The sequence below is a fragment of the Pseudomonas sp. MSSRFD41 genome (genome assembly GCF_014230245.1).
Taxonomy (GTDB): domain Bacteria; phylum Pseudomonadota; class Gammaproteobacteria; order Pseudomonadales; family Pseudomonadaceae; genus Aquipseudomonas; species Aquipseudomonas piscis.
Genome location: NZ_JACKZK010000049.1, coordinates 1 through 10,387 on the forward strand (window position 1 = coordinate 1; position 10,387 = coordinate 10,387).

The window sequence follows — 10,387 nt, forward strand, 5'->3', positions numbered from 1 at the left end:
GTCCGTGTCGTGGATGGCCAGGCAGAACCAGCCTTCACCGTCTGGACGCTCAGGCTCCCAGTAGCTGAAGTCTGGGTCCCCGGATTCGAAGTAGCGGTCCGCAACCGCTTCGTCAGCGTACTCAAGGCGAAATTGCTTCACCGCAAGTCCTTGTTCGGCTACCCACGCTTTGCACTTCTCGGCGTCGCCTTCGTCGAAGTCGGGCATATCAGGGTGCTGGAACGAACCCATGTCGTCGCGCACAACCGGCGCTGCTTGGATCAGCTTGATTTCTTCAGGCATGACTTGTCCTTGGCCGCTGCTGCGGCTGGCTTGAAAGTGGGAGGGGTATAGGGGTTACTGCTGGGGAGGGCTTGGAGCAACTACAAGCATGTCGCGGTAAGCATCGAGCATGTCCGGGTCGTCGATAGTCTGGCGCTTGGAATACCACGCCTCCGCGAAGGCCACGATCATGTCATCAGTCGGTACGGTGGGGACCAGTTGCCAACCTTCGCGCACCACCGCAGCCGGCGCGGGCTGCTGCTCAAGCTCTGCTATTCGAGCGCGCAGTTGTTCAACCAGTCGCTTTGAATGGCGCGCTATCTCAAATCCATCTGGCTTGGCGCCTGGGCGGGTGTAGAGCGCCACACAATCACCCGGGCGAGATGGGTTTTCTTTCCCGTCGGTGGTCCACGCTGTAGCCCACGCAGCTCCGCCATTAGCGATCCGGTCAAGCTCCCATTGTTCAACGTAAAGCGCCGGCTCGCCCTGGTGCTGCTCGGCCTTGAGCTTTTGGATAATCCCCATCTGCTCGTTCGCTACGGCCTTCCAGTTGACGCCGTCGCCCTGGTGCTGCTCGGCGGGCTGATTAAGGTACACGTTCATCAGCGCACCTTCCTGCAACTGGTCGGCGTCCCATCGCGCCACCGTTGCGCACGTCTTCCCGTCAATTCGCTCCAGGCGAATGGTTGCGCACGGTTTAGGCTGCTCGGCTGGCCGGGCGAGAAGGGCGCGCAGCTTACGTTGCGCCGCCAGCACGTCTTTCATTTCGCCGCCAAGTGCTTGCTCAAGGTCGGCACGCGGCACGCTGATCGTTTCGTTGCTCATCAGGAATCTCCCATCATGTCGTCACCGAAGCACTGACCGTTGCAATCCGGCTGCCCGCATTCCGGGCAGTGATGATCTGAAAGGATTCTCCTTGGATTATGAGGTTTGCTTTTCTGTGAGCCCTTGGTAGCTTTGCGCTCCAGGGCTTCAAGAACCGCCCGCACAACCGAGGTTCCAGCATCGCCGGCAGGGTCTTCGGAGAACATTTGCAGCGCATCATGGACTTCAGGGTCTGCGGCCACCTTCTCCGCGTCTTCCCAGGTGACGGTATCGACTGGCGCGCTCGGCTTGCGCTCCAGGGCGGCGCGGGCCTGCCATCCTGCCCACTGACCATTCAGGTAGGCGCGATCGCCATACCTGCCGTCGGTATCTCGCATTGACGCGACATCATGAGCGCTGAACGTGCAGCCGCGCACCTTGCTGAACTCTTCGGCATAGGCTGACTCAAACTCCGCCCGCTCGTCGCGCTCGACCGGCGCACTCGGGCACGCCTTGCACTTGTTAACGCCGTCGCCTGGGCATTGCTGGTCACCTGGCGTTGTGCATGGTGCGCTCGGCTCTGCGCTGGCAGTAACGCGTGCCTTGATCCATTCGAGAGCAAATTCGACGCCGACCTGCGTGTCATCATTCACCATGTGCAGGTCATCGCGCTTGCTCAACCCGAAGCGCCGGTCCATTTCGGTCAGCAGCTGGTCTTCCCAGTCGGCCGGCAGCGCATCCCGCTCGGCCATCTGGCGCCTGAATTGAGCGCGATCCATGTCGTAGTTGTAGTCGGCTTGGGCAACCATTAGATCAAGGCGTTTGACTTCGGAGCGCAGTTCGTCAATTTCCATTTGCATCCCGCCCACCTGTAGGCGAATGGCGCTATTTTCATTCTCCAGCCTCTGCGCCTCGTCGAACCACGACCGCCGCGACAGCTCGCGCTCGTTGTTCTCTGTTGCTGCGTCGTCCAGGGCCTGGTCCCGGGCGTTGAGATCTGACTGAAGGGCAGCTACTCGCTGCTCCAGGTGTTGGGCTTCTGTTGGCATGAGGAGTCCTATCCGGGGCACGCCCGGGTGGTGATAGATGGTTACGACTTCTTGAAGGTCTTGGTCAGCGCCGAGTTGACGCTGTTGCCGCGCAGCAGAACAAGTCGGGCAAGCTTCTCCCGGTCTTTTGCGCTATGGCTGGCCTGGCCAAGCAGGCCGAAGTAGCTGTTTGCTGTCTCGCGCAGATCTTCGGCAGGTGCTGCGGCGGTTCGCTTCAGTGCCTGAGCCAGCGACCGCTTGCGGGTTGTGCGCCGCCAGGGCTTGATCACATGCCCGACAAAGTCCACGCCGCGGTCGACAGGCTGCAGGATGGTCTTGCTGGGATTGAGCCGGGCGCCCAGACTGGGCAGGAATTCTTCGACCTGGACCAGCCATTGGTTGAGCTGTTGCGGCGACTCATGCAGGAACACAAAGTCGTCGACGTAGCGGATGTAGTGCTTGGCGCGTAGCTGGTGCTTGGCGAACTGGTCCAGCGCATCCAAGTACACGTTGGCGAAGAACTGCGAGGAAAGGTTGCCGATCGGCAAGCCAAGATGCGCAGGCTGTGCAGTGAGTCGCTTGTGCTGCGGTACCCGGTTGAACAGATGTGCCGGGCTGCGTACTTCGTAGTCTTCACGCGGGTCGTGCATCAGGATCTGTTCGGCCAGGGCAAGCCACCAGGGTTCGGTGATGCGCTTGGCCAACTGCTGGCGTAACACCTGCTTGTCAATGGCGACGAAGAAGTTGGCCAGATCGAGCTTCAGGTAGAAAACTGGCTTCGACCAGTTCTCGCTGGCGCTGCGGATCTTCGACTCAAGGCGCTTTGCGGCGTACAGCGTGCCGCGCCCGGGGATACAGGCGCAGCTGTCCGCTATGAAGCTGCGCTCGATCCGTGGGCCGATGCGGTTGTACAGCAGGTGGTGCACGATGCGGTCGCGGAAGTCGGCGGCCCACACTTCGCGGGCCTTTGGCCTGGTGACCACAAAGCAGATGGAGCGACCAGGCCGGTAGGTTCCGGCCTGGAGCTCTTCGAATAGGTCGAGGAGGTTGGATTCCATGTCCACTTCGAAGCGTCGGGCGCTCGCGGTATTCCGCTTGTGCCGCCGGCAGTCGTAGTAGGCCTTGGCCAATTCCTCGAAGGTGAAGCTCGCAACGGGCGAATCTGCGGACAGGACGGACAAGACGCTCGTTGTTCTTGTCGTTGTTGTTGAGCCAGCCATCTTCAAAGTCCATGTTGTAGGCGTTGTTGGCTGAGTACTGCGACCTGTCGTGCTATCTACGTCGCTCTGCTGAAGGTGATACCGATCAGCAAAGAAACTGCGCGAGACCAGCCCGAACGCTTTAGATCGGCGGTATCTCTAGTGCGCATAGCGGTGTCCAACTGGACAGCGGCACGACCAGATTCAGCGCACAGGCAGGAGAGCCTTAACCCTCAAGCAGCGGGCGCGGTTGCGGATTTCTTCCAAGCGTTGGCCTGACGACCTACAGATGCAGTGAGCTTCATTGCTCTTGCATGCTGCCCCTTGCTGATCAGGCCCTTATTGGCGAGCGCGCGAAGCAGGTAGTTGAGCATCCAGATGCTTTCGAGCAGGAGGTTCAGGTGTGGCAGCTTGTCCCTGGCCATGTTGGCCCGACCGATCAGAACCAGTGCTGCCAGGCATTCGTCACGGATCTTTGAACCAACAACCTGCTTGAGGTCTCTCGGTATATTTCGGACAAGGTCAAGCGCCAAGCCGAGAAGTTCTTCGGCTACCTTATGAATCTCTAAGTCTGTGTGAATGGCCATCCTGGCCTCCCGAAAGCAAAGGCGCTCCGCGCCTATGAATGAAGAACTGAATTAAGGAATGAATCTGCGGACAGGACGGACAAGACGCTCGAGGTTCTTGCCGTCGTAGTAGAGCCAGCCATCTCCAAAGCCCATGGTGTAGGCGCCGTTGGCTGAGTACTGCGTAGAGGACCAGTGATAGGCCTTCTCGAACAGCTCTGGCACGTTCGCCTCTGCGACCTGAAGCTCTCGCCGAGCCGGCAGGTAAAAGTCGCTGTGACCATCTGCGGTGAACTCGCTGGCCAGTTTTGCTGCTGGGTGTTCATTGCTGTCTGCAAGCAGCGCTTTTGTGTTGGCCGCGCCATCGCCGGAACTAGTTGCACCTTCGCATTCCTCGCCGTAGCCGCCCCATTCAGCACGGATCTGCTCAGTCAGTAGTGGAACGATCAGGTAATAATCCAGCGAGCCATTTTCTCCGCGCATCAGTCCGGCGTTATATCCGCCTTGGCCGGGCCAATACGAACCCAAGGTTGGAACTACTGATTGTTCAGTGATGATCGGTTTGGTTCCAAGCAATTTCTCGAGGCCGAGTTTCATGAGGCTCGACGCCAAAGGGTCGTCAACTGGAATGCTGATCTGCATGATCTTGCTCCTAGGTGAAATAGATGCAGGCGGCCGGCGCTTCCCGGCGAGCTTCTGGTCTGAACGCTATCCTGGCGTACCCGGAATCGCCTGCTGAAAAGCATTGAAGGAATGAATCACTGAATAGGAAGGCTGCGGACAGGACGGACAAGACGTACGTAGACCTTGCCGCTGAGGCTGAGCCAGCCATCTCCAAAGGCCAGGGTGTAGGCGTGGTTGGCTGAGTACTGCGTGCTCAGCCAATGCCAGCGATCTTCGCGCAGTGTGACCAAGTCGTCGGCCTTGGCGGACATAAGTAGAGCGCCTTCAAGGTGGGAAGGGATATGCGCATCCAGCTCCAGCACCCTTGTCGCGAGATCACTTCCCGCCTCGGCCATGGCACGGGTATTCGCTGCCCCGTCGCTGTAGCTCTTGGCGTCGGCGACATCCTGATCGTATTCGCCCCAGGGCCCACTGAGCTCGTCAGGCAGCAGGATCAGGGCGCGCTCGGCGCCGTTGAGCCAGTAGCGGGTGACGAATGTTCCACCCGCGAGGGGTTGGCCACGCTCGGGAAGATCCGATGCGGAAATAGAGTTTTGCTCATGTTGAGTCATGATTTTCTCCGGGTGTGCGCTGGCCTCCGGAGATCGGATGCTCAGCAAAATTAGGGGTTAAGCGGCGTCGTTTAGCTCGTCATTGCGAACGAACTTTGTTCCAGGGTCGCAGCCAAGCAGATCGCAGACACGATTGATAATTTTGAGTGCGCCGTCGAACACCTTGGCATCGTCGGGATCGCGGGCCAGGCGCTTCATGTTTGGCTGGTGTTCAAGGCAGACCTTGTCTACCAGCCTCCACGCTAGCGCCCTTAACTCATCAGCGCTGTCGTGAATGCGAAGGCTCAATGCAAATGCCAGGGCAATGTCGTCTGGTCTGTACTGTCCGCCGCTTCGGGTGTTGTATAGCTTCTTTACTGGTTTGTTCATCCATGCCGGCAGCGTCACAACTCCAGAGGATGCTTTCTGCATGGCTATGCACCTGCTAGGTGGTGGAGTGGGGCGAACGGGATATCGTCGTCAAAGCTTTCGTAGTCAGGTCCGTTTCCACTCTGTTGGTTCTGATGCTGAGCGGCTGGCTGATGTTGGGTGCGCTGTTGCTGGCGTGGCTGCTGAGACTGCTGGCTGCTCTGTGATTGCTGCGGTGGGCTGCCGGCGAACTTGATGACGATCACCCGGCCAGTTAGTTTCACGCCTTGCGTCTGGTCGGACTTGGTGAACACCTCGACGTGGGCGTCGTCGATCGTGAAGTGAACTTGCTGACCTTTGATCAGGTACTGGGCCATGGCCTCAGCCTGTTTTCCCCAGAGCGTGGCATCCACCCACTGGGTAGGGCGCTTGCCATCCTGTCCCTTGCGGCCGTAGTCGCAAGCGATTGCAAGGTTGCACACGGCATCGCCGTTCGAGGTGTAGCGAAGTTCAGCATCGCGGCCAATGCGGCCGATATCGGTAAGAGTAGGCATCGTGATTCCTTGGGTTATGCGGCAGAACGCATGACCTTTTCCATGCGCTCGTCGAGGATTTCGTAGAAGGTCTTCACTCGTTCGTTGAGCTTGCGAATCATTGCCTCGTCTCGATATACGCGCTTCACGAAGAGTGGCATGCCTGGCCAGTAGCTGATGAAGTCAAGCCACTCGCGTTCAGACACCCATAAACCACCCTGACACTGGGCGACGTGCTCCTTGGGCACTTCACCGTTCAGGATGACGCTGACCTGAAACTTTGGGAGCTTGGTCTTGATCTCGGTCAGACCCTGGTCGCCGACCAGAGCATCAGGAGAGTAGCCAATGCCGTGGTTGAGGATGATGCCGACCGAGCGGGTCTTGATGCTTTCGCGTTCCTCGTACAGGCCCCGGGCGACGCCCTCCAATTCGTGGCCGCGAATCGTAGCCGCGGTCTTAAATGGAATCTCGGCTGCCTCCTCAGTGATTCGCTCTCCAATCAACTGGTCCATGTAGGTGAAGGCGGCCACACCGAACCCGGCCTCACCCTTGCCGGCGACTAGCAGACAGTCCAGCTCGGAGCAGGTGATGATGCCCAGGCGAAGGGTGAGCCATTCCGGGGTACCCTGCTCGACATCAGTGATGATCTGCATCTTGGGCCTCCTGCGGCGACGATTCGTGCTGTTTGACGGACTTGCTGAGCATGCCTAGAACCTGGTCGAAAGCCGCTTTCTCCACGGCGGACGGCGCGCCATGGATGCTCGCGAATGCCTTTTTGGCCTTGTCACTGCAGCGCTCCAGTAGCATGGCCAGTTGCGCGGCCTGTACCGAGGTCACTCGCGGCGTCACTACAGCACCGTTACCGTCGTCGTCCTCGCCGGTGGTGGTGAAGTTGAGCAGGGCGCCGGCGGTGTAGCGTTTTCCGTAGCTCACACTCGATGCCACGGCCTGAACGCCGTTCTTGCTGCCGCTGGTGTCGGCTGGCAGAACAAGCGAAGTGGTCTCGCGGTGGCCAGCCCGATGACTCAGCACTCCCTCGACCTCGATGCCGCGTTCACTGCGCGGCGTGCGGAAGGAGAGGGCGAAGCCATGGCGGGCCAGAACGGGTTTGATCATCTCGTTGATATCTTCCCAGAGTGCATAGGTACTCTGGATACGGCCGTTCTTGTCCTTGATGCCGCCGCGCTCGCCGATGACGGGCAGCTCTTCCTGCATCTGAGCCAGGGCCTCATCGAATTGCTGTTTGGCCTGTTCAGCCTGGATGCTCCGGTGCATGACCATCAAGCGCTCCATCTTGTCGATGTCAGCGTTGGGGGACATGGCGACCTGCTGAATAATCTGCAGGATGGTTGCGGCCTCGCCGATGACCACTGGTGGTGTGTTGCGCTCAACCGTAGCTACTGTGGACATGATTGCTCTCCGCGCCACCGGAGAGGGGCGCCGTCGATGATTTAGGAAGTGACGCGATCAGCAAGAGCGCCGAGCAGCATCAAGAATGAGAAGAAGAGTAAGGCGGGGAGGGAGCCGCGCCAGTAGGCGAGACGCCTTGCGCGCTGGCGGCTCATTTGTGCATCGCCGGAGGAGGGAGCTGCTTGATCTCCTCCTGCTCTGTGAGGCTGCTGTAGGCGTAGAGAACGATGATGATGGCAAGGATGATCTGGAAGATCTTCATGCTTTCACCTCGTAAGCAACAGTCCACTCACCGCACAGGCAGGCTCGGCGGCTCCAGGCATGGACGTTTTCGATACCGGCGTCATGAGCCAGCGAGAGGGCGCCAAACCAAGACTTGTGGGTGAACGCGAGGGTCATAGTGTTCATGCTGCCTCCTTGCGGCGCTCAACGATTCGCCGAACGCGCTCACAGTAGTGTTTGAACTCATCAGAACTGATTACAAGGATCGAGAAGTAGTTGACTATGGTCGTCTCTGCTTTGGCTTCTTCGATCTCGCCGGCGCCGGGGAGCAGCATCGTTTCGATAGCTGCCTCGATGGCTTTCACAGCAATGGCATGAGGGCTCATAGCTCGTCATCCTCGGCCTGAGCGATCAGGCCATCAGCAGCGAGAGGGCGAAGGAGGACTCTGGCAATCTCGAACAGCGCCTCCCTGTGGTCAGGGCTGCAAATAGCCTCTATAGCAGCGCCATGGGCGTCTGACGTATCCCTGCGTATCGCGGCCAGGACCAGTCGTCCGATCACCGAAGGGCTGTTGACGTTAGCCATCACGTATTCATCAACGGCCTGGGAGAACTGCTCATGCGTCACGCCCTGGGGGGTTCGCATACGGCGCTGGAACTTCACGTCTTGCCCGTCCAGCAGGTCATAGGCCGCGTTGTCGACCCAGATCCGTTCAGCCTCAGAATTATCCACCGGCTCAGGAGGCAGCATGGCGTCGTACCGGTCCTGGCAAATCTGCATTGCTGTTTGCATGGTCGACTCCAGGTGGTGGGTTACTCGGTGGGTGGAGCCGGAAGTGGCATCCAGTGGGTTGGCGGGTTCTCTTCGGTGAATCCGCCATCCCACGACATCCAGAAGGGCTCGATGTCTTCGTATTCAGGGCATCTACACACGCCGCCGCAGTCGCCTACGTGCTTCAGGAGTTCATCGCCTACGGTGTAGTGCCCCAGCGTTACCCGATCCGGGATCGGCACGCCGTCGAACTTCTGGCCAATTGATGCAAGCAACACCTCAGTACCGTCGCGCGGCGCCGAGGAAATCGGCTGCCAGCCGCTCATGGCTCTTCTCCACGGCGGCGGCGCTCGGTTGCTGCTTCCATGTCCAAATCATGTCGCTCCTCGCTGATCAGCTCGGCTACGGCACTTTCGATTTGGGCCATGGCCTGCTGCCCGTCAGCAGCGCGGCGAATCATCACTCGCAGCAGCTGAATGGCCGCATCAAGGGGTGTCGGGGAGACCTGTGCCAAGAATCCGCCGGCTGCAGGCTCTTGAATCATGACCTGGCCGGAAACGCTCATTCCGCTCATTTGGTGATCCTCAGGACCGCATTGGCCAGGAGCCAGGCGCGAGTGACCAAACCCACCGTGAAGGTGGCCTGGCGCCTGCCAATGCGGTCGATGTGAATGGAAGGGGATGCGGGATGCATCGGTGATTCATCTGTTCGGCTGAGCGGGATTCGAACCCGCGACCTCCCGTGCACTGGCCTCTACCTGACTGAGTTACCAGCCTCAAGCGGCATTGGCATGCCTGCCGTTTCCGCGAGCAGATGAATCACCGATGCAGCCTGCGATGGGGAGCAGGGCATCGGGCAGTTAACGACAGGCTCACGTGGCGCTGGTTGTCAGAAGTAACTGAAGGAATGAATCACTGAAGGAATCTGCGGACAGGACGGACAAGACGCTCGCGGTACTTGGCGTAGAGGTTGAGCCAGCCATCTACAAAGTCCATGATGTAGGCGAGGTTGGCTGAGTACTGCGAACTCGACCAGTAGTACCAATCGGTTGCGAACGACTCGGGCAGGTACTGCCAGGCGTGGTGTAGCTCGCCGACCGAAGGCAAGTAAAAGTCCGCGTGACCGTCTGCGGTGTGACTGGTAGCTGCAATGGCTGCAGGGTGCTTGCCCGAGAGGGCGATGAGCGCTGAGGTGTTGGCGCGGCCATCGGTGCGACTTCCGGTGCCTTCAATCTTGTCACCGTACGAGCCCCAGGCGTGGCGGCCATTGACGTCTTCGGCAGCGTAGATGACGTGACAAAGGCCTTCGGGGTACTGGCGAAGGCCGCCGTAGATGCCGCCTTGGCCGGGCCAGATTTCGCCGATGGCAGGTGGAATGTTCTCTTGTGCGCTCATGTTGGTATTCCTTTCGTTAGGTTAGGCGTTGCGCGCTTCAGCGATCGCAGCGTCGCGGGTATCGGCTGCAAGGTCGGCGGCCCAGGTACGGTCCGCTTTGACGTGAGCCACCAGGTGGTGGTTGTACTCGCGGGCTTTCTTGATCAGCTGTTGCTTGGTCATGGTCCTGCTCCTTCTTGAAGGATCTATCAGTGGCGGCGGATTAACTCGACACGGGCTCGGTGTGCCTGCTTTTCAACGTTTGCGGCCACACTCTGGATAATTGAAATCGCTCGCTCAGTGCCGAGCGTTGCCGCCAGCGCCAGACCGGCCATGCTCATCAGCTTCAGCAGCAGCCTTTCAACGTCATCGACGTTGTTGGGGTTGGCGTCGTTGAGATAGCTCTCGATAAGGCTGTGGGTCACTTTCTCGGCTTGTTCGGGAGTAATCATGGGGCTCTCCGGTTGATTTCCCGTCTGGCCCTCGTCGAAGGCCAGCCAGTGAAATCGTCATGCCACGAACAACTCTTGTTGACCCGGTTGAACTGGTTTCGACTCGGGCTGCTTTTCCTCCGGATAAGGACCCTGGCCAGCCATGTACAAGCATTTGGCTTCAACGCCGTACTCGCGCTGCGTA

General features: G+C 59.3%; 19 protein-coding genes and 1 tRNA gene. All 20 read right to left on the reverse strand.

Translation table 11 applies throughout. The annotated features are described in order from the left end of the window. Positions 1–282 (reverse strand): hypothetical protein (locus H7A76_RS31885; RefSeq protein WP_185702208.1); only part of this gene is annotated, 282 nt, incomplete at its 3' end. 54 nt (positions 283–336) lie between these two features. Continuing rightward, on the reverse strand, positions 337–1,086 hold the full coding sequence (locus H7A76_RS31890) for a hypothetical protein (RefSeq protein ID WP_185702209.1): 750 nt from the start codon (positions 1,084–1,086) through the stop codon (positions 337–339). After that, the gene (locus H7A76_RS31895; RefSeq protein WP_185702210.1) at positions 1,086–2,114 is read right to left on the reverse strand and encodes a hypothetical protein; all 1,029 of its coding nucleotides are present in this window, start codon (positions 2,112–2,114) and stop codon (positions 1,086–1,088) included. The genes H7A76_RS31890 and H7A76_RS31895 overlap by 1 nt, the downstream gene beginning before the upstream one ends. 41 nt (positions 2,115–2,155) lie before the next feature. Beyond that, entirely contained in the window at positions 2,156–3,313 is a 1,158-nt protein-coding gene (locus H7A76_RS31900) for an RNA-directed DNA polymerase (protein WP_185698120.1), read from the reverse strand. 212 nt (positions 3,314–3,525) lie between these two features. Then, entirely contained in the window at positions 3,526–3,879 is a 354-nt protein-coding gene (locus H7A76_RS31905) for a four helix bundle protein (protein WP_185698121.1), read from the reverse strand. Positions 3,880–3,930: 51 nt separating this feature from the next. Further along, a complete protein-coding gene (locus tag H7A76_RS31910) occupies positions 3,931–4,500 on the reverse strand; it encodes a DUF1566 domain-containing protein (RefSeq protein ID WP_185698122.1) in 570 nt (189 codons plus the stop codon). Positions 4,501–4,616: 116 nt separating this feature from the next. Beyond that, the gene (locus tag H7A76_RS31915; RefSeq protein ID WP_185698123.1) at positions 4,617–5,093 is read right to left on the reverse strand and encodes a hypothetical protein; all 477 of its coding nucleotides are present in this window, start codon (positions 5,091–5,093) and stop codon (positions 4,617–4,619) included. A 57-nt stretch (positions 5,094–5,150) separates the two neighbouring features. After that, positions 5,151–5,504, reverse strand: coding sequence for a hypothetical protein (locus H7A76_RS31920; protein ID WP_185698124.1), 354 nt, complete (start codon positions 5,502–5,504; stop codon positions 5,151–5,153). Positions 5,505–5,506: 2 nt separating this feature from the next. Beyond that, the gene (gene ssb, locus H7A76_RS31925; RefSeq protein WP_185698125.1) at positions 5,507–5,995 is read right to left on the reverse strand and encodes a single-stranded DNA-binding protein; all 489 of its coding nucleotides are present in this window, start codon (positions 5,993–5,995) and stop codon (positions 5,507–5,509) included. Between the two features lie 14 nt (positions 5,996–6,009). After that, on the reverse strand, positions 6,010–6,627 hold the full coding sequence (locus H7A76_RS31930; protein ID WP_185698126.1) for a lambda exonuclease family protein: 618 nt from the start codon (positions 6,625–6,627) through the stop codon (positions 6,010–6,012). Continuing rightward, the gene (locus H7A76_RS31935) at positions 6,611–7,384 is read right to left on the reverse strand and encodes an ERF family protein (RefSeq protein WP_185698127.1); all 774 of its coding nucleotides are present in this window, start codon (positions 7,382–7,384) and stop codon (positions 6,611–6,613) included. Before H7A76_RS31935 ends, H7A76_RS31930 begins: the two co-directional genes overlap by 17 nt. A gap of 258 nt (positions 7,385–7,642) precedes the next feature. Next, positions 7,643–7,792 carry a hypothetical protein gene (locus H7A76_RS31940; protein WP_185698128.1) on the reverse strand — a complete coding sequence of 50 codons (150 nt, stop codon included), beginning with the start codon at positions 7,790–7,792 and terminating at the stop codon, positions 7,643–7,645. Further along, on the reverse strand, positions 7,789–7,992 hold the full coding sequence (locus H7A76_RS31945; protein ID WP_185698129.1) for a hypothetical protein: 204 nt from the start codon (positions 7,990–7,992) through the stop codon (positions 7,789–7,791). Before H7A76_RS31945 ends, H7A76_RS31940 begins: the two co-directional genes overlap by 4 nt. Continuing rightward, positions 7,989–8,399 carry a hypothetical protein gene (locus H7A76_RS31950; RefSeq protein WP_185698130.1) on the reverse strand — a complete coding sequence of 137 codons (411 nt, stop codon included), beginning with the start codon at positions 8,397–8,399 and terminating at the stop codon, positions 7,989–7,991. The genes H7A76_RS31945 and H7A76_RS31950 overlap by 4 nt, the downstream gene beginning before the upstream one ends. A 20-nt stretch (positions 8,400–8,419) precedes the next feature. Next, a complete protein-coding gene (locus H7A76_RS31955; protein WP_185698131.1) occupies positions 8,420–8,704 on the reverse strand; it encodes a DUF551 domain-containing protein in 285 nt (94 codons plus the stop codon). Continuing rightward, positions 8,701–8,952, reverse strand: coding sequence for a hypothetical protein (locus tag H7A76_RS31960; RefSeq protein ID WP_260497932.1), 252 nt, complete (start codon positions 8,950–8,952; stop codon positions 8,701–8,703). Before H7A76_RS31960 ends, H7A76_RS31955 begins: the two co-directional genes overlap by 4 nt. A gap of 134 nt (positions 8,953–9,086) precedes the next feature. Then, positions 9,087–9,154: transfer RNA gene (locus H7A76_RS31965), tRNA-OTHER, on the reverse strand. 135 nt (positions 9,155–9,289) lie between these two features. Next, positions 9,290–9,772, reverse strand: coding sequence for a DUF1566 domain-containing protein (locus tag H7A76_RS31970; RefSeq protein WP_185698132.1), 483 nt, complete (start codon positions 9,770–9,772; stop codon positions 9,290–9,292). Between the two features lie 21 nt (positions 9,773–9,793). Continuing rightward, positions 9,794–9,934: a hypothetical protein gene (locus tag H7A76_RS31975; RefSeq protein WP_185698133.1), complete on the reverse strand. Its 141-nt coding sequence runs from the start codon at positions 9,932–9,934 to the stop codon at positions 9,794–9,796. Between the two features lie 26 nt (positions 9,935–9,960). After that, the gene (locus H7A76_RS31980) at positions 9,961–10,203 is read right to left on the reverse strand and encodes a hypothetical protein (protein WP_185698134.1); all 243 of its coding nucleotides are present in this window, start codon (positions 10,201–10,203) and stop codon (positions 9,961–9,963) included. Between the last annotated feature and the right edge of the window lie 184 nt (positions 10,204–10,387).